Annotated in this window: 18 protein-coding genes, 1 tRNA gene and 2 pseudogenes; 12 read left to right on the forward strand and 9 right to left on the reverse strand. The window is 48.5% G+C overall.

What is annotated here, in order from left to right; all coding sequences use genetic code 11:
* The first annotated feature begins 76 nt into the window (after positions 1-76).
* From AC3CIC_RS01825 to AC3CIC_RS01855, 7 genes are all read left to right on the forward strand, one after another.
* A protein-coding gene (locus AC3CIC_RS01825; RefSeq protein WP_488514316.1) for an IS3 family transposase occupies positions 77-1,239 on the forward strand; the annotation gives its coding sequence in 2 pieces (ribosomal slippage) (positions 77-332 and positions 332-1,239; 1,164 coding nt in all).
* A 177-nt stretch (positions 1,240-1,416) separates the two neighbouring features.
* Positions 1,417-2,313: a hypothetical protein gene (locus AC3CIC_RS01830; protein WP_488515212.1), complete on the forward strand. Its 897-nt coding sequence runs from the start codon at positions 1,417-1,419 to the stop codon at positions 2,311-2,313.
* 89 nt (positions 2,314-2,402) lie between these two features.
* Entirely contained in the window at positions 2,403-2,645 is a 243-nt protein-coding gene (locus AC3CIC_RS01835; protein WP_488515213.1) for a helix-turn-helix transcriptional regulator, read from the forward strand.
* Positions 2,638-2,901: a hypothetical protein gene (locus AC3CIC_RS01840; RefSeq protein WP_488515214.1), complete on the forward strand. Its 264-nt coding sequence runs from the start codon at positions 2,638-2,640 to the stop codon at positions 2,899-2,901. The genes AC3CIC_RS01835 and AC3CIC_RS01840 overlap by 8 nt, the downstream gene beginning before the upstream one ends.
* Positions 2,885-4,423 carry a replication endonuclease gene (locus AC3CIC_RS01845; RefSeq protein ID WP_488515215.1) on the forward strand — a complete coding sequence of 513 codons (1,539 nt, stop codon included), beginning with the start codon at positions 2,885-2,887 and terminating at the stop codon, positions 4,421-4,423. The genes AC3CIC_RS01840 and AC3CIC_RS01845 overlap by 17 nt, the downstream gene beginning before the upstream one ends.
* 157 nt (positions 4,424-4,580) lie before the next feature.
* The gene (locus AC3CIC_RS01850) at positions 4,581-5,087 is read left to right on the forward strand and encodes a hypothetical protein (protein ID WP_488515216.1); all 507 of its coding nucleotides are present in this window, start codon (positions 4,581-4,583) and stop codon (positions 5,085-5,087) included.
* A gap of 40 nt (positions 5,088-5,127) precedes the next feature.
* The gene (locus AC3CIC_RS01855) at positions 5,128-5,493 is read left to right on the forward strand and encodes a hypothetical protein (RefSeq protein ID WP_488515217.1); all 366 of its coding nucleotides are present in this window, start codon (positions 5,128-5,130) and stop codon (positions 5,491-5,493) included.
* A 25-nt stretch (positions 5,494-5,518) separates the two neighbouring features.
* Here the strand turns inward: AC3CIC_RS01855 and AC3CIC_RS01860 are convergent, their stop codons facing one another.
* The 6 genes and pseudogenes from AC3CIC_RS01860 to rpsU all read right to left on the reverse strand — a co-directional run bounded on the left by AC3CIC_RS01860 (position 5,519) and on the right by rpsU (position 10,743).
* Complete coding sequence (locus AC3CIC_RS01860; RefSeq protein ID WP_488515218.1) at positions 5,519-5,761, reverse strand: hypothetical protein; 243 nt, start codon at positions 5,759-5,761, stop codon at positions 5,519-5,521.
* A gap of 237 nt (positions 5,762-5,998) precedes the next feature.
* Positions 5,999-6,074: transfer RNA gene (locus AC3CIC_RS01865), tRNA-Ile, on the reverse strand.
* 154 nt (positions 6,075-6,228) lie between these two features.
* A pseudogene (gene rpoD, locus AC3CIC_RS01870) lies at positions 6,229-8,070 on the reverse strand (RNA polymerase sigma factor RpoD); the annotation flags it as partial.
* Positions 8,071-8,151: 81 nt separating this feature from the next.
* Entirely contained in the window at positions 8,152-9,906 is a 1,755-nt protein-coding gene (gene dnaG, locus AC3CIC_RS01875; protein ID WP_488515219.1) for a DNA primase, read from the reverse strand.
* A 153-nt stretch (positions 9,907-10,059) separates the two neighbouring features.
* Positions 10,060-10,503: a GatB/YqeY domain-containing protein gene (locus tag AC3CIC_RS01880; protein WP_016958974.1), complete on the reverse strand. Its 444-nt coding sequence runs from the start codon at positions 10,501-10,503 to the stop codon at positions 10,060-10,062.
* 24 nt (positions 10,504-10,527) lie between these two features.
* The gene (gene rpsU / locus AC3CIC_RS01885) at positions 10,528-10,743 is read right to left on the reverse strand and encodes a 30S ribosomal protein S21 (RefSeq protein WP_002537656.1); all 216 of its coding nucleotides are present in this window, start codon (positions 10,741-10,743) and stop codon (positions 10,528-10,530) included.
* A gap of 197 nt (positions 10,744-10,940) precedes the next feature.
* On the opposite strand from rpsU, the gene tsaD reads away from it, so the two are divergent.
* Positions 10,941-11,960 (forward strand): tRNA (adenosine(37)-N6)-threonylcarbamoyltransferase complex transferase subunit TsaD, encoded by a 1,020-nt coding sequence (tsaD, locus tag AC3CIC_RS01890; RefSeq protein ID WP_017005144.1) that lies wholly within the window; start codon positions 10,941-10,943, stop codon positions 11,958-11,960.
* Between the two features lie 163 nt (positions 11,961-12,123).
* Here tsaD and plsY read toward each other — a convergent pair whose 3' ends face one another.
* The gene (plsY, locus tag AC3CIC_RS01895) at positions 12,124-12,756 is read right to left on the reverse strand and encodes a glycerol-3-phosphate 1-O-acyltransferase PlsY (protein WP_026024095.1); all 633 of its coding nucleotides are present in this window, start codon (positions 12,754-12,756) and stop codon (positions 12,124-12,126) included.
* Positions 12,757-12,942: 186 nt separating this feature from the next.
* On the opposite strand from plsY, the gene folB reads away from it, so the two are divergent.
* From folB to AC3CIC_RS01910, 3 genes are read left to right on the forward strand one after another with little or no spacing between them, the layout of a single operon-like run.
* Complete coding sequence (folB, locus tag AC3CIC_RS01900) at positions 12,943-13,296, forward strand: dihydroneopterin aldolase (RefSeq protein ID WP_016958971.1); 354 nt, start codon at positions 12,943-12,945, stop codon at positions 13,294-13,296.
* Positions 13,293-13,778, forward strand: coding sequence for a 2-amino-4-hydroxy-6-hydroxymethyldihydropteridine diphosphokinase (gene folK, locus AC3CIC_RS01905; protein ID WP_488515220.1), 486 nt, complete (start codon positions 13,293-13,295; stop codon positions 13,776-13,778). Before folB ends, folK begins: the two co-directional genes overlap by 4 nt.
* A gap of 40 nt (positions 13,779-13,818) precedes the next feature.
* Positions 13,819-14,622, forward strand: a complete 804-nt coding sequence (locus tag AC3CIC_RS01910; RefSeq protein ID WP_394212303.1) for an undecaprenyl-diphosphate phosphatase — start codon at positions 13,819-13,821, stop codon at positions 14,620-14,622.
* A 136-nt stretch (positions 14,623-14,758) separates the two neighbouring features.
* On the opposite strand, the pseudogene AC3CIC_RS01915 reads toward AC3CIC_RS01910, so the two are convergent.
* A pseudogene (locus AC3CIC_RS01915) lies at positions 14,759-16,000 on the reverse strand (multifunctional CCA addition/repair protein).
* Between the two features lie 216 nt (positions 16,001-16,216).
* Between AC3CIC_RS01915 and AC3CIC_RS01920 the strand changes: the two are divergent.
* A complete protein-coding gene (locus AC3CIC_RS01920) occupies positions 16,217-18,520 on the forward strand; it encodes an AAA family ATPase (protein ID WP_488515221.1) in 2,304 nt (767 codons plus the stop codon).
* 138 nt (positions 18,521-18,658) lie between these two features.
* Here AC3CIC_RS01920 and AC3CIC_RS01925 read toward each other — a convergent pair whose 3' ends face one another.
* Entirely contained in the window at positions 18,659-19,273 is a 615-nt protein-coding gene (locus tag AC3CIC_RS01925) for a TIGR04211 family SH3 domain-containing protein (RefSeq protein ID WP_016958966.1), read from the reverse strand.
* Positions 19,274-19,391 lie beyond the last annotated feature (118 nt).

Genomic DNA, 19,391 nt, shown 5'->3' on the forward strand with positions numbered 1-19,391 from the left:
TTAGTGGTTGTAGTGGTTTAATGATCCCGGACACCATTTAAGGTGGTAAAGTCACCACTAAAGAAAGAGGTGTTCCATGACAAGACAACGTCGTTCATTCTCCGCTGAATTTAAACTAGAAGCAGCCTGTTTGGTACTTGACCAAGGGTATTCAATTGCTGAGGCTAGCCGCTCATTAAACGTCGGTGAAACGGGACTCAGACGCTGGGTCACACAACTTGAACAAGAGCGCGGCGGTAGTACGCCAGTTTCCAAAGCCTTAACGCCAGAGCAGCAGAAAATCCAAGAGTTAGAGGCAAGGATCCATCGACTTGAACGAGAAAAATCTATTCTAAAAAAGGCTACTGCTCTCTTGATGTCGGACGAACTCGAACGTACGCGCTGATAGACCAATTGAGAGAGCAAGAACCGGTAGAATTGGTCTGTACTGTGTTCGATATCGCCACGTCGACTTACTATGAGCACTGCCAACGACGCCATGATATTGATGCTGAACGTTTGCATCTTCGTAGCGAGATCAACCGACTGTTTACGCTGAGCAGAAGCTCTGCGGGTAGTCGCACTCTGGTCGGCATGATGTGTGAAATCGGACATAAGATTGGACGATTCAAGGTTCGCCGATTGATGAAAGAGGCACAACTCATCAGCAAGCAACCCGGTTCACATAACTATAAGCAAGCTACGGTTGAACGGCCTGATATTCCCAATCAGCTTGATCGTCAGTTCACTGTCGACGCCCCAAATCAAGTATGGTGCGGCGATATTACCTATATATGGGCGGGTCATCGTTGGTGCTATCTTGCCGTTGTCATTGATCTGTATCGCAGACGGGTTGTCGGTTGGGCCATGTCTGACAGTCCTGATGCGGCATTGGTGACAAAAGCGTTGTCGATGGCGTATGAGCAACGAGGAAAACCAAGTGGCGTGATGTTCCATTCGGATCAAGGCTCCCAATACAGCAGTCGCCAGTTTCGACAACACCTGTGGCGGTATCGGATGACACAAAGCATGAGTCGCCGTGGCAACTGCTGGGACAACGCTCCAATGGAAAGGCTATTTAGAAGTCTAAAATCTGAATGGATACCAGCAACAGGCTATGCATCTTTTGCTGAGGCATCCAAAGATATCAGCCATTACCTGATGAGCTATTACAACTGGAAGAGACCGCATAGTTATAACGGTGGTCTTCCACCTGCGAAAGCTGAAAATCAGCCTAATTTACTGTCCGGAATGAGTTGACCACTACATACCAACCTCAGTTAGATTAACCCTTAGGTTGTCTCTTTCGGTCAAAACCAAACGTTCGGCTTCTTAACCGACGAAGCCGCATAAAAACTAGGCTTCTGACCGAAACGTGTAAGCCTAAAGGTTCGGTTTGTTCGGCTTATAAACCTAAAGGCTAGGAATAAGGCAAGGATGCAAAAAAGACGTTTTTACCGCTTAGATGAAATCAACGATGTAACCACCATAACCAAAGGCGATTTGCTTCATGCGGTTGAGCGGAGCGAGTTGTCGCTTTGCGCGTGGGTTGATGCCAGAGCATTAGGTGCGCAATTGAAAGGCTCCGAACCTAATAGGCCAGTATTGGCAAATCTGTTTGATTACCGTGGCGTGCTAAGCCTTACGTTCAAGCAATCGATTGAATGTGTGAATTCGCATAAAACCAGTATTAAACGAACCGTTATCCATGAACCGGAGTTCGTAGCCAATTGGCGAAGTGCATTGGTTGATTACCCTAAAGCTAAACATGTTCGGTTTAGTCAGGTCACGACGATGAGTAAACAGCCTGTAGATTCGTTCGTCGCCTTTGCCTCAATCGGTACAGCAGCAGTATTTGGTCAGAGAATAAAGGAACTAGCCAAAGCGGGTGCAGACGAAAGGAGAAAGGAAGGGCTTGAAGGTATGTTCAATGCGCTTATGGATACCGATGAAGAATTAGCAATCAAACCACTTGAGATTGGCTTTGATTCACTTCGCTTTGATTTGGTATCGGTTAACAAAGTATTTGGTTTAGATACCAATCAAAATGCGCTCCAAAGCCCACCTATTGTAAAAGTGGGCGATGTTGAAACACATCCAATCAAAGATTTGATTCACAAGGTACTAAAAGCCAAACCCGATGCCGATTATCAAACCATTTGGAATGTGATTAAGAAGGACAATCGAACTGAACCCCGTCAGATTGATGAGGACGGTGTCATCAGTGAAATGAACAATGATGAAATCGTTTGGTTTGGTAAAAATGACGCGGTTAAGATTTTGAAATATATAACCTTCAGGAACTATGTAACGAAAGCCAGAAACAAGCGTTAAAAAAACAGTCACCACTAGAGTCACACCCAGAGTCACTCATTGGAAGTGACTCTTAAGGTATCTCCTAATACACAACAGGAGCTACCCAAATGCAATCAGACAACACCCAGAAACGCGCATATACAGAGCAAGAAACCTCCGCCTATATCGGCATGAGCCGTTCCTTTCTGCGTCAATCACGCATGGAAGGCCACCGCCAGAATCGCACCGAAGCACCGCCATTTATCAAGATTGGTCGCGCAGTCCGTTACCTTAAAGAAGATCTCGACCAATGGCTCGATAACCAACGCAAATACACCCAACTCATTTGTGATGGGGGTGTCCATGCTTAAGTTAAATCCATACCTAACAAGCATCATCAAAGCCATGCAAGAGGGTCATTGGTTTGAACTTTGTGCTGATTACCGTGTGAATAATACGGGTTACGTTGGCTCTAAAGGCTTCGACATTAAATTGAACCCTCGTACCGTGCTGAAACTGTATCGAGAAGGGCTGATCACCTACCGAACCATTTTCCCTTATGGCATTAAACGTGATGTATTTGAACTGACTCAGAAAGGGAGGGCGATTGATGTCTCCAATCACTGAGGAAGAATACGAAACACTAGATAGATTCGACAGGCCGTTCGTGGAAGAACGGCTTTGCCGTTTTCCGCCCAAAGCGCAACGTATTCTCTTTAAACGCTATATCGCCATTTCAGATGCTTTCACCCGAAACACTGACCTTCGTGAAACCGTTGATAGCCTTGTTTCGAAGCTGACCGTATCCCCTGAAAAGCTCAACCTCAATATTTCAGAAGATGAACTGCGTGAAGAAGCCGAAGCGCTGGTTGATGCTGCGTTATCTATTCGTCGCACTTTGTATGGTGCAGAAGACGAAACGATTAGTGCCCTTCACGCGCTTTGCCTAAGCTTTGGCTTTGAGCCGCCAGATGAAAACAAATACACGTTAGAGGGAAGGCTAAGAAGGCTTTCTGATAAATCATGGTGGCTGCGCAAACTTCGCAAGGCGCTGCGTAAGAATATTGAAACCGTGATGCGCCATTTGAATCAAGTCAGCCGCGTGAAAGCGATCTACTGTTCTGACGAAACGCTCGATGCCAGAACCGCTCAAAAGTTTCACCAAGCACGTTATCTTGAGAACACGATAGCCACGAACCAACTAGGCCAAAGCTTTAGCCTGTTGGAGCTTTCACAAAAGGGCGTGTCTGATCCGAAAATCCGCAAAATGGAATTGATGGTTCGTGCGCGTGGCTTTGAAGACCTTGCGAACGAACTCGGCCATTCAGCGACGTTTTTAACCCTTACATGCCCGTCAAAGTATCACCGTAGTTACGCCACCACAGGCGATGAAAACCCAAAGTGGGGCGGTTACACACCCGCCGAAGCGCAAGCCTACCTCAACGACATTTGGAAACTCATTCGCGCCAAACTTCAACGTGAAGAGGTGCGTTTCTATGGTTTTCGCGTCGTGGAGCCTCAACACGACGGCACACCGCATTGGCATTTATTGTTATTCGTTGAGCCAAGGCATTATGACGTGTTGATAGATACCATGCGTGAATACAACTTGCGCGAAGATGGCGACGAAGCAGGCGCAGATCGACACCGTTTCACCGAAGTGAAGATAGACCCTAACAAGGGTTCAGCAACGGGCTATATCGCCAAATACATTTCAAAGAACATCGACGGCGAAAACCTTGAATCAGGCGTTTACGGTGAAGACCCAAAATGCGCAGCGGCAAGGGTAGAAGCGTGGGCGGCCTGTTGGAGCATTCGCCAGTTTCAGCAACTCGGCGGTTGCTCCGTCACGGTATGGCGCGAACTGCGCCGCCTTAAAGACATGATGGGCGAAAGCAAGTTAGCCACAGACATTCACGAAGCCGCTGATAACGGCTGTTGGAAATCCTACACAGCTTTGATGGGCGGTGTGTTCTGTAAGCGCACAGAACAAGCTATCGCGCCTCATTACGAACTGAGTGTGGATTACGCGACGGGAGAGGTAAAAAGCTCCATGTACAGCGACGAGGAGCTTTTAAAGGTACTCAAAGGTATCTCAGCAGGCGGGAAAACTATCATCACCCGCGTCAACGAGTGGCATTTGTCCTAGTGGCAAATGTGCTTTTACTTGGAGTTCTGTGAATAACTGTATTTTCTCAATTATCACTTCATCACGTCGACCAAAGTTGGCCAAAATTAGAAGAAATATTGCGCAGCAAAGCAGTTTCTTTTCTGTGGGGCTATTTGGTCTGTGAGGTGGTTTGGGTATGTGGCTTGATCTTATTTTTAAAGAGTATGTGAAAGGAAGGGCTGAACACATTCGTAGCTTGGGCTTTTGTGGGAAGTTAATTCAACCAATTTTTTATAAATTTCTACCAGATAACTACTGCCAATCATTAAGGCGAGAAGCCGCTTTTAACGAGGTTTGGATGGGCAGGCTAATAAAAATAAGGGAGAAAAAAGGGCTTACACGCAAACATTTCAGGAGTGCAAAGAGTTCAGTGTCTTCAAACAAATTGAAGCATGAGCAATATACTCAAGAGTTCACAGCTTTTTGTGCTGTTGTTACTGTGATCGTTCCTGTGCTTTATGGGTTGGGCATACTGGATGTATTTACCATTACTTCGGTTAAATTATTATTTCTAGTTGCAGTTTTACTTCTGATTGGGCTTGTTTATATGCGCCTGTTGCTCGTTTCTCACGTCAAAGCTTTGGATGATTTTTCTGTACTTTTAGATGCTGTAATTGAGGAGTGCGATAAGGATGACATATAGTTTAGCTAACTTGTTTTAATTGGTTTCGATGGTTTTTGTCATGGAAGATTACCTAGCTGGCCTCAGAAAGATAAAGCAGCGTCATAACAACCTCCATTCGCTAAAATGGCCACTCTTTAGTCTCTTTCTATTGTCAGCAGTGGCAGCTGTTGCTATTCCTCCCTTCGCCATTTTTAACGCTGTAATCACTATCACCATATTTATTCTGTATTGGCGTTTAGCAACGGCAGAATGCCCTCGTTGTGGAAAACGATTCTACAGCTTGCTCCAAATTGCGATTGGGCGAATGCGTGTTGAAGAGGCAGTTGGTTCGGTGAAATGTTGTCATTGCGAACTTAGAATGAGTGAGTTGCCAGAGGTAAAAGAAACCGAGATGACATCTCATACCGATGAGTGGCGACAGTAACCAAAGTAGGGACAATCCAAAAACCTCAAAGTCCTGATAGCCAATCCCTAATCAGTGATAACACCGCTGGAACAAGAAACATCACACCAAAGAATGGTGCGAGCTTCTCTGATGTTTGCGCAAGCCCTTCACCTATCGGCGAGCCGTTTTCCAGCCAAGCTGGAGCGAGGAATGCGAGAACCACGTATACAACCGCTGAGAAAATGATGCTTACCCACCATGGCGCAGTGGTGAGCAAAACCAGAATGTGATCGTTTCGTTTTGGCATGTCAGCCGCTCATCATTTTACGATACAGCTAATTAATCACAGCTATTGGAATCTCGGTACATGGTTGAACGGGGTATTCGATGAGGTGTTTAGAAAGAAGTGAAACGGTGAAGGTGTTACTTGAGAACTGCTATAACGAGCGTCTGTTATAGCAAAAATCTGCTACACAGGTGCTACACAGAGCTAAAAAACGCGAAAGGCCTGAGTGGTTACTAACCCCTCAGGCCTTGCTGTATATGGTGGCCCCTCCCAGACTTGAACTGGGGACCAATCGATTATGAGTCGAGTGCTCTAACCACTGAGCTAAGGGGCCATGTAGGCGAATGATTATAGGGGAAGGGGAGCGAGGTGTCTAGACGCAACCATACCCTAATCAGTATGGATTTTAGCCACTTAAACCAAATCTTGGATATGAAAAAGGCGAGCTGTGCTCGCCTTCTCATTTTTACTGTTTTTAACCGCGTGGATTATTCATCCAAGAAGCTGCGCAGAACTTCTGAGCGGCTTGGGTGACGCAGTTTACGCAGTGCTTTCGCTTCAATCTGACGGATACGCTCACGCGTTACGTCAAACTGTTTGCCGACTTCTTCCAGCGTGTGATCGGTATTCATGTCGATACCGAAACGCATACGCAGAACTTTCGCTTCACGTGGCGTTAGGCCAGCAAGTACTTCGCTGGTTGCCATGCGTAGGTTGTTCATTGTCGCTGAATCCATTGGCAGCTCGAGGGTAGTATCCTCGATAAAGTCACCCAGATGCGAATCTTCATCATCACCGATTGGTGTTTCCATGGAGATTGGCTCTTTGGCGATCTTCAGCACTTTGCGGATCTTGTCTTCTGGCATTTGCATGCGCTCTGCCAGTTCTTCTGGCAGTGGCTCACGGCCCATCTCCTGAAGCATCTGACGTGAGATACGGTTCAGTTTGTTGATGGTTTCAATCATGTGAACAGGGATACGAATAGTACGCGCCTGATCAGCAATTGAACGTGTGATTGCCTGACGGATCCACCATGTTGCGTACGTCGAGAACTTGTAACCACGACGGTATTCGAACTTATCTACCGCTTTCATTAGGCCGATGTTACCTTCTTGGATTAGATCCAGGAATTGCAGGCCACGGTTGGTGTATTTCTTAGCAATCGAAATAACCAGACGTAAGTTCGCTTCAACCATCTCTTTTTTCGCACGGCGTGCTTTCGCTTCACCGATTGACATGCGACGGCTGATGTCTTTGATACGCTCTACGTTCAGGCCGGTTTCATCTTCGATGATTCTCAGCTTTTGAACACTGCGACGGAGATCTTCTTCGTATTGCTTAAGGCGATCAACGAACGGTTTTTCTGACGCGAGTGCTGCATCCAGCCAGTTGTCAGAAGATTCGTTGCCGCTAAATAGCTGTACGAAGGTTTTCTTAGGCATTTTAGCTTGGTCAACACACAGGCGCATAACAAGGCGCTCTTGTGTACGTACGCGATCCATTGTGCCGCGCATTTCTTTAACCAGGCGATCGAACTGTTTCGGGATCAAGCGGAACTGCTTGAACACTTCAGACAGCTCTGCAACTGATTCTGCCGTGTCTTTGTGGAAACGTCCGTTTTTGTTGATAGCAACTTGCATTGTGTCATAAGCAATGCGCAGTTCATTGAACTTCTCGCGCGCTAGCTCTGGATCAATGCCAGTGTCTTCTTCTTCTTCGTCGTCATCGTCGTCATTTTTATCTTCATCTTCAAGCTGCTCTTTTGTCAGCTCTGAACCGATGTGTGTTGCTGTCGGTGCGATGTCGTCTTGGCTTGGGTCTACAAAGCCAGAAATGATGTCTGTGAGACGAAGCTCTTCAGCTTCAACTTTATCGAATTGGTCTAGCAGGTATGCAATCGAGCCAGGATATTCGGCAACCGAAACCTGTACTTGGTTGATACCATCTTCGATGCGTTTGGCGATGTCGATTTCGCCTTCGCGGGTAAGCAGTTCTACCGTACCCATTTCACGCATATACATGCGGACAGGGTCTGTCGTACGGCCGATTTCAGATTCAACGCTAGATAATGCTGCTGCTGCGGCTTCGACGGCATCTTCGTCAGCTACAGTTTCAGTCATCATTAGCTCATCGGCATCAGGAGCAGTTTCCACCACCTGAATGCCCATGTCGTTGATCATCTGAATAATATCTTCAATCTGATCGGAATCGACAATGTCTTCTGGTAGATGGTCGTTTACTTCTGCATAGGTTAGATAGCCTTGTTCCTTACCTTTTGCGACAAGCAACTTTAGCTGTGACTGCGGATTTTGATCCATAGACGATATCCAACTTCGGGTCTGAGTGAAGAATTTAGTATGCGGGAACGCAAACCGCCAATTCTAGCAAATTACAATGGTTCTGACTACTTTCTAGTCGGGACGGCTTTGAAGTAACTGCCATAATTCCCGTCTCTCTTCAGCTGATAAGCCGATGCTTCTGTCTCGAGCCTGTAATTTATCTATTTGTTGCGCGACACACTGAGCCAATATTCTGTCCAGTGAGTCTAAAAATACATCTAATGCATTGTCTTCATTAATGGGAAGTTCCCAACTGGCCAGTTTGGCCAACAATGCTTCTTGATCTGAGCCGCGCCAATGTTCGAGCAGCTGTCCAGTCGTAATATTGGGACGATGACGGCAAAGTTCAAGCATAGTCGTGAATAAATTTATGCCGGGTATCCCCAGCGCTTCCACGCCATCAAGTGGTGGCACAGATTCAACAAACCCAGGATTCTGTAATAACAGTGTAATGACTTCACGCATCGGCGTGCGTTTCATTTCTGGTAGTGGCTTGCGTGTTTGCGTTTGCCCTTGTTTGCTGAGCAGTTTTTCAAGCTGCTGTTCATCAGGAAGACCGAGCCTTTGCCCTAATGTATTCCGTAAGTAGAGGCGCAATGTGCCTCCCGGAACTTTGTCGATCAGTGGTACGGCTAACGTGGTCAGTTTGGCTTTGCCTTCCTGACTGCTGCTGTCCACTTGTTCCATTAGGGTGGAGAACAAGAATTCTGATAGCGACATGGCTTTCGCCATGCGTTGTTCAAAACCTTCTTTGCCTTCCTGTCTAACCATGGAATCCGGGTCTTCGCCGTCGGGCAAAAACATGAACTTCAACTGACGACCATCAACTAAGTGCGGTAATGCTTGCTCCATGGCGCGCCATGCAGCATCGCGTCCGGCGCGGTCACCATCATAACAACAAACCACGTTCGATGTTTGTCGATACAGGGTTTGCATGTGTTCTGCGGTGGTGGCTGTACCGAGTGAGGCAACAGCATAGTCGACATCAAATTGTGCCAACGCCACCACGTCCATATACCCTTCGACCACCAGAAGTTGTTTCGGTTCGCGATGCGCTTGTAGCACTTCGTAAAGACCGTATAACTCTCGCCCTTTATGGAAAATGGGCGTTTCTGGGGAGTTGAGGTATTTGGGCGTACCATCGCCTAATACTCGACCACCAAAGCCGATCACTCGGCCACGTCGATCACGAATGGGGAACATGACTCGACCGCGAAAGCGGTCATAGCGGCGTCCATTATCGTTTTCGATCAACATGCCCGTTGATACCAGCGCTTGCTGACTCGCATTGTCTTTGCCAAAGCGTGTGCGAACTTGATCCCACTCGTCGGCGACATAGCCAATGCCAAATTTTTGTACGATTTCCCCCGATAGGCCGCGGCCTTTAAGGTAATCGATAGCTGTTTGTCCCGCTTCGCTACGCAGCCCACCCTGATAAAATTGGGCGATTTGCCCCATCATCTGGTACAGGTCGCGTTTTTGATCGCTACGCGCATAAGGGCCTTTTGGGGCGCCACCATCACTCTGTTCACGGGGGACATCTAAACCAAGCTGTGAGGCCAGTTCTTCAATCGCTTCAACAAATTCAAGACGGTCAAATTCCATCACAAAATCAATGGCATTGCCGTGTACGCCACAACCGAAGCAGTGGTAGAACTGTTTTTCCTGACTCACCGTGAATGAGGGGGTTTTTTCGTTATGGAAAGGGCAGCAGGCACCGTAGTTTTTACCCTGCTTTTTTAATTTTACCCGCGCGTCTATGAGCTCGACAATGTCTAGTCGGGCAAGTAGATCGTCAATAAATGAGCGTGGGATTTTTCCTGCCATAAACCTATGTGCGTTTTTTGAATACGGGAACGTGAGTGAATTCAGTATGTTCTAGTCAGAAAACAGGAACAGTATTTACTAACGAGAAGATACGAACAAGCCGCGCACTCCAAAATTGGATAGCACGGCTTGTTTGCAGGTTAGGTAAAAACCTTATGCCAGATTGGATTTAACCAATTGGCTGATTTTACCCATGTCAGCGCGGCCCTGAACTTGAGGTTTCAGGATGGCCATGATCTTGCCCATGTCTTGCATGGAGCTCGCACCAGAGGCTGCAATGGCATCTTTTACCATTACATCCACTTCGTCGTCGCTGAGTGGTTGTGGCATGAATTCTTCTAAGACGGAGATTTCAGCCAATTCCACATCAGCAAGGTCATCACGACCTGCTGACTGATATTGCGATACGGAGTCACGACGTTGCTTAACCATCTTGACGATGACTGCCAACACTTCGTCGTCAGTCAGTGTTTTCTGACCGTCGATTTCTTGTTGTCTAATTGCAGATATCATCAAACGAATAGTGCCAAGGCGAAGTTTATCTTTCGCCTTCATCGCTACTATTTGCTCACTCTTAATGCGAGTAATCAATTCCATATCACAATCCTGTATTAATCGTAATTAGTACAGGCGAACGCGGCGAGCGTTCTCGCGAGCCAGCTTCTTCAGGTGACGCTTAACAGCGGCAGCCTTAGCGCGTTTGCGAACGGTAGTTGGCTTTTCGAAGTGCTCACGACGGCGAACTTCAGAAAGAATACCTGCTTTTTCACAAGAGCGCTTGAAGCGACGCAGTGCTACGTCGAATGGTTCGTTTTCACGTACTTTAACTACTGGCATGTGCCTTTCACCTCAGGGGTTGTTCGTTAATCGCTGGAGACAAAAAATGACCAGCTTTGTTTAAAAATGGTGCGGAATTCTAATCCGATCTGCGGGTGCTTGTAAAGCATAACTGGTGAATTTGATCGCGCCCATGTAATATTGCGGCCTGTTTTTGAGAAGACAGATTGAATATAAACGAAGTGAGCTGAGGTGTTATGCGAATTCTAGGCATCGAGACATCGTGCGATGAGACTGGCGTTGCGATTTATGATGATGAAAAAGGGCTTCTGGCACATCAGTTATATAGCCAAGTAGAAGTGCACGCTGACTACGGCGGCGTGGTGCCTGAGCTTGCTTCTCGTGATCATGTGAAGAAGACGATTCCACTGATCAAAGCGACGCTAGAAGAGGCGGGGTTAACGCCTCAAGATCTGGATGGCGTGGCATACACGGCGGGCCCTGGTTTGGTGGGCGCGTTGCTGGTTGGTGCTACCATTGGTCGTAGTCTTGCGTATGCGTGGGATTTGCCGGCTGTGGCAGTTCACCATATGGAAGGGCACTTACTGGCGCCAATGCTGGAAGATAACCCTCCTCCGTTTCCGTTTGTCGCACTGTTGGTTTCTGGCGGCCATACCTTGTTGGTGGAAGTAAAAGCCATTGGTGAGTACAAAATCCTTGGCGAATCGATTGATGATGCTGCGGGTGAAGCGTTTGATAAAACCGCTAAGCTAATGGGCCTTGATTACCCAGGCGGACCGTTGCTTTCTAAGCTGGCAGAAAAGGGCGACAGTAGCCGTTTTACCTTCCCGCGTCCGATGACAAACGTACCGGGTTTGGACATGAGCTTCTCTGGCTTGAAAACGTTCGCGGCCAATACGATTTCTGCGAATGATAATGACGATCAGACTCGCGCGGATATCGCACGTGCATTTGAAGATGCAGTGGTCGATACCTTGGTGATCAAGTGCAAGCGTGCGTTGAAACTGAGCGGTATGAAGCGCATTGTGATTGCGGGCGGTGTGAGTGCTAACCGTCATCTGCGTGTGAAGCTGGAAGCGTTGGCAGATTCTATCGGCGGTGAGGTGTATTACCCACGAACTGAGTTTTGCACTGACAACGGTGCCATGATTGCTTATGCGGGTATGCAGCGTCTGAAAAACGGCGAGCACAACGATTTGGGCGTGAAAGCCTTCCCGCGTTGGCCGATTGATCAGCTTAAGTCGGTTGAAGTTTAAGAGCTAGAGCTGGGCCTAGGAAGAGCAAGCCCTAGGAAAAGAAGATCCTAGGAAAAGCCAAGAGCAATACTGGCGCTCCAAGTAGTAGAAAGCGGCACTGTTATCAGTAGCCGCTTTTTCTTTTTCTAGGCCCTAGGGCCCTAGGACCTGCTCTTCCTAGGATCTATCCCTCTTGTTCTTCCTGTTGCTCTTCTTCTTTCGATTTTTTCTTCTTATTCCACACTTTTTGCTCTGTGCCGTTCAATAGTCGCTTAATGTTTTCCTGATGACGGAAAATGATGAGACACGACAGCATGGCGACAGGCATGGTGAATTGCGGTTTGACCATCCAAGTGAACAACGGGGCGAACAAAGATGCGATGAGTGCGCCAACGGATGAGTATCCGGTCAGTAATAATGTGGCCAACCATGTGCCAAGCATCATCCCTGTGAGGTCTAAACCAATAGGTGCGATTGCACCTAAGGCGGTTGCAACGCCTTTGCCACCGCGAAAGTGGAAGAAGATGGGGTAGATATGCCCAAGACAGGCGGCGATACCAATCAAGCCAAGCATGAAAGGGTTGATGCCGATAAGGTAACTGATCCAGACGGGAATGGTGCCTTTGAGCATGTCGCACAGCAGGACCAAGGCGGCAGCGAAACGTCCACCTAAGCGAAATACATTAGTGGCGCCGGGGTTGCCTGAACCTTGCTCTCGTGGGTCTGGCAGACCGTAAAGCCGACAGATCAACACTGCACTGGATATCGACCCCAGTAGGTAGGCAGCAACAATCATTAGCATTCCGAGTGCGGTCATTTTTTCATCCACGTTGAACATTCGCTAGGGCGGCGAGAACTTGCTATAGTTCGCGCAACAGACACAAAGTATCCAATTATTTAGAGATTTTGTGTATGTGCAGCACCGCGAGTTAGGCGCTGGTTGACCGATGTTACGTGCTTTTGCGCATAATAGGTATCCGACCTCTGAATTTTTTGAGTGAACATGGATTTAGTATTTATTGAGCAGCTGGAAGTCATTACCACCATTGGTGTGTACGACTGGGAACAGCAAATCAAACAAAAACTGGTGTTTGATATTGAAATGGCGCATGACAACAAACCTGCTGCTAGCAGTGATGATGTTGCTTTTGCCCTAGATTACTCTTCTGTTAGCGGCGCGATTCTTGATTTGGTCGAAAACGGTCGTTTTCTGCTGGTTGAGCGTGTGGCTGAAGAAATTGCTACTCTTATTCAAACGCAATTCTCCGTGCCTTGGGTGCGGGTGAAAGTGAGCAAACCTGGCGCGGTGCCACAAGCGCGTGCCGTCGGCGTTGTGATTGAGCGAGGCGTGCGGTGATTCAGGTTCTGGTAAGTGTTGGGTCGAACATTGAACGTGAGCACCATATTGCGGAAGGCATGGCGGCGCTCAAAGCGCTTGACCCAAACTGTCGCAGCTCTCGCATTTTCGAAGCCGTTCCCGTTGGCTTCGAAGGCCCGAACTTTTACAATCTTGTGGCTGAACTTCATACCGATTTAAGCCTCGAAGACATCATGGCTGCGCTGCGTGAAATCGAATCTCGCTGGGGACGTGAACGCGATGCAATTAAGTTCCGTGACCGTACGCTTGATATTGATTTGCTAACTTACGGCGAGCTATCTCAGCCTTCTGGACCTGTGTTGCCAAGGAAGGATGTTTACAAATTTGCGTTTACCCTTTGGCCATTGGCAGAGCTTTGCCCGGATCAGGTCATTCCCGGTGACACGCAAACTTACCAACAAGCTTGGGACGCGTTTAGTGATGAACAACCTCTTTGGCCGGTAACCGATTTTTCGTTGTAATTCATTTCTTTTGATAACCAATAATAAGTGACTAACCACTATGAGCATGTTTGAAGCCTTTGCGCTGGCTTTAATTCAGGGCCTGACAGAATTTCTTCCTGTGTCGAGCTCTGCGCACCTTATTCTCCCTTCTGAAATTCTTGGCTGGCAGGATCAAGGCTTAGCCTTTGATGTTGCGGTTCACGTTGGTACGTTACTGGCTGTTGTGGGGTATTTCCGCAAGGAAGTGACGCAATTGCTCGGTGCCTTTTTCCGCTCAATTTTCAAAGGTGAGCGTTCATCTGATGCAACGCTTGCGTGGATGATTGCGCTGGCGACGATCCCTGCCTGTATCTTCGGTTTGTTAATGAAAGACATCATCGAAATTTATCTGCGTTCGGCGTGGGTGATTGCGGTGACGTGTATCGTTTTCGGTTTGCTACTGTGGTGGGTGGACAACAACGCCAAGTGCGAAATTGATGAGTACAAAACCACGCCTAAATCTGCATTGTTGATTGGCCTATCGCAAGCGCTAGCAATGATCCCTGGTACGTCTCGTTCTGGTGCAACCATGACCATGGCGCTTTACTTGGGTTATACCCGTGAAGCGGCGGCGCGTTTCTCGTTCCTGATGTCTATCCCGATCATTGTGTTGGCGGGTAGCTACCTTGGTTTGGGGCTGGTTAAAAGCGACGTGCCGGTTATGTGGGCGCCGATATTGGTTGGCGTTGCGGTATCGTTTGTGAGTGCCTACATCTGTATTCACTGGTTCTTGAAGCTGGTGACCACCATGGGTATGAAGCCGTTTGTGATTTACCGCATTGTGTTGGGACTGGGTTTGATGGCGTTTCTTGCGACGCGCTAAGTGTTAAGAGCAGATAGAGCAGGAAAAGAAGGGCCTAGGTCCTAGAAAAGAAAAAAGCGGCTCTGTTATCAGAAGCCGCTTTTTTAGTCTCTTATTTCGGGGCAATGTTTTCTTTAGGACCCTAGGACCTTGATTATTACTCCGGCTTCTCCGGCCTTGCCTCGGCAAGAAACCCTTTCACCGCTTCAATACGTTGGCGCGTCAATTCCTCGCGAATTAGCGGCCCTTGAAATCCTGCCGCTACGATGTGTTTCACTTCCACGCTTAATGCCGCCTCAAACGTGCCTAGCAACAAGGTAGCTTGCGGATAGGGGCGATCTTCAAACCCCGTTCGTCCTTGATGATCGGCTTGGCTGCCGATGGCAAGTTGCGGCACTTTTTCGGGCTTTCGCCAGCAATCGTTTCGGTCAAATATCTTAATGAAGGTCGCGGCTTTTAGCTCGCCCGCGTTATGCACGTTGGTGTGTTCAGCGCAGACCAATAAACCCGTATCACGATAGGTATTCGGTACGCGTATACGCTCACACAGCGCTTTGACGGGTTTTAATCCGAGCTTGGTGTGGAGTTTGTGGCTTGGTCACTCTTCTTTGGGTGTGAGCGCTTTCCCTAGGTCGTGCACCTGCGCCGCAAAACGGATCACGGGGTCTTCAGTCAGCTGTGCTGCTTGCTCAGCGACCATTAAGGTATGAATGCCCGTATCAATTTCTGGGTGCCACTGCTCAGGTTGGGGGATGCCAAACAACGCATCGATTTCTGGCAGCACCACGGCAAGCGCACCGCAGTCACGAAGTACACGCAAAAATACTTCAGGATGAGCGGTGAACAAGGATTTCTCCCATTCTTTCCATACGCGTTCTGGCGTCAGGGCGCTCAGCTCACCACTTTTAACCATGGTGTTCATGAGTGCCATCGTCTCGTCCGCTACCGCAAAACCGAGATGATGGAATCGCGCCGCAAAACGCGCCACTCGCAACACTCGAAGCGGGTCTTCGACAAAAGCGGGGGAGACATGACGCAAGACGCGATTCGCGAGATCACCTTGTCCGTCATAAGGGTCAATTAGCGTGCCGTCTTTCGCTTGCGCAATGGCATTGATGGTGAGGTCGCGACGCGCCAAATCTTCTTCCAGCGTGACATTCGGGGCGAAATCGCACACAAAGCCTGTGTAACCCGAGCCGGATTTACGTTCGGTACGGGCGAGGGCATGTTCTTCATGAGATTTAGGGTGCAAGAAGACAGGAAAGTCTGCGCCCACTTGCTGATAACCTGCATCCAGCATGGTGTTGATATCGGCACCGACAACCACCCAGTCTTTGTCTGCGACATTAAGCCCTAACAGCTTGTCTCTTACGGCACCGCCAACGAGGTAGGTTTTCACATGAGTATCCGAAATTTAAGCAATAATGTCATTATGATATACCCAAACAACCTCAAGATGCAGGTCTCGGCGGGCGTGGTATGTCGTATTAGTGTGTAAAAGCTGCGAACCCGCCCTCGATTCACCTGTCACACCTAGTGATAGCCTTTACATGGTTGGGGCAGCACGATACCGTGACATGCCAATCAAACGCGATTGAGGACACAGAGAACTTTCATGTATCAAGATTTTTTCCGGCTTACCGAATCACCGTTTGCGATCGTGCCAAACCCTAAATTCTACTTCTTGAGTGAGCGCCATAAAGAAGCGTTGAGTCATGTCCTTTCTGGTATCGAAGATGGGGGGGGGTTGGCGTTATTGACCGGAGAAGTAGGTACCGGAAAAACCACCACCATGAAAGCGATGCTTGAGCGTTTGCCTGAGAAAACGCAAGTGGCGACCATTCTCAACCCCAGCGTGTCGGTGCTTGAACTGCTGCAATCACTGTGTGATGAACTCGGGCTGGAATACCGCGAAGACGACAGTTTTAAGCGCTTGTATGACGCCATTGCCGACAAGTTGTTTAACAATGAGTCCAAAGGTATTCAAACCATTTTGCTGGTGGATGAAGCGCAGCATCTGATGCCGGATGTTCTCGAACAGCTTCGTCTACTCACCAACATCGAAACCTCTTACCGCAAACTGCTCAAAGTGATTTTGATCGGGCAGCCTGAACTGCAACAAATGCTGCGTCAGCCTAACCTGCGTCAGCTCGCGCAACGTATTACCGCGCGTTATCACCTTATGCCGCTAACACCAGATGAAGTGCATCAATACATTACTCACCGTATCAGTTGTGCTGGTGGGCTCGAGCCTTTGTTTGATGTATCGGCCGTGAAGCTGATCGCCAAAGAAACTGGCGGTGTGCCGCGTTTGATTAATGTGGTCTGTGATCAGTCTTTGAAGCTGGCTTTTAGAGAATCCAAACAGCGTGTAAACAAAGACATTGCGTCACAAGCCTGCCGTGATGTTCTCGATTGGCAAGACGCCAGTAAGCCAGCCTTTGGCCACAATACGCAACGTTCAGTGAGTCGCTACTGGCCGTATTACGCAGGGGCAATTGGTGGAGCGGCGCTACTCGCTATCGCTATTCGTATTGGCCTGAGTGGCGGCGCGGGTGATGTGTCTCCGCCTGTGGCGGCGAACACGGCTACAAGCTTACCGCCTGCTGCTGTCATTGTGGCAGAGCCTGTGGTTGAGGCTGTTACGGTGATCGAATCACAACCTGCGCCCGCAACGGTAACGAACCGTGTGGTTGAGCCGCCAACGAACACTGGCTCAACACAGCCTGAAACCATGACATTCTCGGCGCTGGTGGACGAAAGCCTGAGTGCTGGTTCTGCCATGCAAGCGCTTTATAAGCTGTGGGGCTTTGATGCTGATGTATTGGCGGCGAGTTGTTCAAAACAAGTGCGTGGTGAACTTGCTTGTTACAAGAGTAAATTACCGTTTGATCAACTGCTGACGATCGACCGTCCTGCGGTTCTTGCCATGAATGGGCCTGAGGGGAGTACATGGTTTGCCGTGCTCTTTAGCAAGGGCAACAAGCAATATGAGTTACTCGCAGGTGACCGCCGAGTTTTGGTCAGTGAGGCGTTTCTTAAACAAATGTGGAACGGTGAGGCACTTATTTTATGGCGTCCACCTCTGGGGAACCCCTCTGCGATTACCTCAAGCCAACGTGGCGAACGCGTTCGCTGGCTTGAGCAGCGCTTGAATTTGGTACTCGGCAGCACGGATCCTATTTCGAATCAATTTGGTTTGGCGCAGCGAAGCAAAGTGCGTGAGTTTCAGCGTAGCAATGACTTGGATGCCGACGGCATTCCAGGGCCACTGACCTTTATGGTGTTGGATAGGGTACTTGAGATGCCGGGGCCAATTTTGGTGAACAGCGTGAATGCAACGCCGTCTGAACAAGCTCTGATTGCGGATGGTGACATTGTGGTATTGCCAGAGTCTGATGTGTTCGATGTGGCGCTACAGTCCCTCCCTGAGCCTGTTTTTGCTGAGCCAGAGTATGTTGAACCAAGAGCAGTGCCAGCGAGTGCGCCAGCCACAAAACCGGAACGCAGACAAACTGAAAAATCTAACCTGTCTAAAGCCGACAAAGATCAGCTCACGCTGGATGATCTTGATTTATCGGTGCTCTCGCCAGAATTGGCGTTGAAAGTAGAAACGGCCTTGAGCAGCGATAAATCCCGTACATTGGAAGCGAAGTTACAGCGGATTCAGAATGATATTGATGTGGTGGCTATCGCCGATCTTTCTGCTGACATGCTAAATCGCCTTCCCAAAATGGACTTTCAAACTCATATCTACGCATCGAATGCTAAATCACGTTGGATCAAAGTGAATAACAAAGAAACTCGTGAAGGTGAACTGGTCGCTGATGGCGTGCTGCTTCGTGGTATAGAGCCACAGCAGGTTGTTGTGCAGTTTGAGAATGCCTTGATTGCAATTCCTGCGTTGACGACGTGGTAAATGGAATACGTGGCTGAGAGCCTAGGAAGAGCTCGCCTTAGGATAAACAGGTTCTAGAATAGGACGGGACACCGAAAAACCAAAAAAAGCCGCATTATTAAATGCGGCTTTTTGTCGTCATGCCTATCGCTTAGGAGATTACGCCCAACCGTTATTACGCTTTTTACGACGCGGAATAAGGTGAGGTAACACCAAACCGAACAGCAGACCACCGCCAGCGACAATGCCACCATAAGTGAAGTAGCGCATCAGCAAGTCGTCTTTTTGCGTATCGATACGCGCACGCAGTTCACGAATTTCTGTTTGTGCGTCGATCAAGTTCTGATTCAGTTCGCTGGTGTGTTGCTCGAGCTCTTTCACTTGAGCGTTACGCTGATCCAGTGATGTGATCAAACCTTTGGTTTTGGCTTCCGTATCGCCTTGTGCGCTTTCCAATGCTGCTTTTACTTGGGAAAGCTCTTTTTCCAGCGCAGGTAAACGTGTTTTTAAACCCGCTTGGTTGGTGACGTACTTGGTTTCTACCCAGCCTTTACGGCCTCGGTCATCAATCACTTGGCTGTAACCCGCATTCCGGTTACGGTCCACAACTGTAATCTTTGTACCTGCATCTACGCTACCCACGATGCGATATTGTGAGCCCGGGCCAGAATGCATGTAAGTAAAAAGCTCGTCAGAGATGAAGTTGTCCTGAGCGTTTGCCGCAGGGACCACTAGCATCATCAGCATAGCCAGGGCAGAGAAAAGTTGCTTCACGGAGTATTCCTTTGGTTGTTCGTGAGTGTCGTTTGTTTTGTACCTGCCGGATTAACGCTTTGCTCACCCTTGCTGACGCAATCATCGAGCAGAGATTTAATCCGATTGGTATCAGATA

It is taken from the genome of Enterovibrio sp. QJM3NY_24, assembly GCF_057786035.1.

Coding starts and splice junctions, on each gene's coding strand:
- AC3CIC_RS01910 (WP_394212303.1), top strand. CDS start 13,819: ATGAGCATGTTTGAAGCCTTTGCGCTGGCTTTAATTCAGGGCCTGACA.
- AC3CIC_RS01840 (WP_488515214.1), top strand. CDS start 2,638: ATGCTTAAGTTAAATCCATACCTAACAAGCATCATCAAAGCCATGCAA.
- plsY (WP_026024095.1), bottom strand. CDS start 12,756: ATGACCGCACTCGGAATGCTAATGATTGTTGCTGCCTACCTACTGGGG.
- AC3CIC_RS01850 (WP_488515216.1), top strand. CDS start 4,581: ATGTGGCTTGATCTTATTTTTAAAGAGTATGTGAAAGGAAGGGCTGAA.
- AC3CIC_RS01855 (WP_488515217.1), top strand. CDS start 5,128: ATGGAAGATTACCTAGCTGGCCTCAGAAAGATAAAGCAGCGTCATAAC.
- rpsU (WP_002537656.1), bottom strand. CDS start 10,743: ATGCCAGTAGTTAAAGTACGTGAAAACGAACCATTCGACGTAGCACTG.
- folB (WP_016958971.1), top strand. CDS start 12,943: ATGGATTTAGTATTTATTGAGCAGCTGGAAGTCATTACCACCATTGGT.
- AC3CIC_RS01830 (WP_488515212.1), top strand. CDS start 1,417: ATGCAAAAAAGACGTTTTTACCGCTTAGATGAAATCAACGATGTAACC.
- AC3CIC_RS01920 (WP_488515221.1), top strand. CDS start 16,217: ATGTATCAAGATTTTTTCCGGCTTACCGAATCACCGTTTGCGATCGTG.
- AC3CIC_RS01835 (WP_488515213.1), top strand. CDS start 2,403: ATGCAATCAGACAACACCCAGAAACGCGCATATACAGAGCAAGAAACC.
- AC3CIC_RS01860 (WP_488515218.1), bottom strand. CDS start 5,761: ATGCCAAAACGAAACGATCACATTCTGGTTTTGCTCACCACTGCGCCA.
- AC3CIC_RS01880 (WP_016958974.1), bottom strand. CDS start 10,503: ATGGAATTGATTACTCGCATTAAGAGTGAGCAAATAGTAGCGATGAAG.
- dnaG (WP_488515219.1), bottom strand. CDS start 9,906: ATGGCAGGAAAAATCCCACGCTCATTTATTGACGATCTACTTGCCCGA.
- AC3CIC_RS01845 (WP_488515215.1), top strand. CDS start 2,885: ATGTCTCCAATCACTGAGGAAGAATACGAAACACTAGATAGATTCGAC.
- tsaD (WP_017005144.1), top strand. CDS start 10,941: ATGCGAATTCTAGGCATCGAGACATCGTGCGATGAGACTGGCGTTGCG.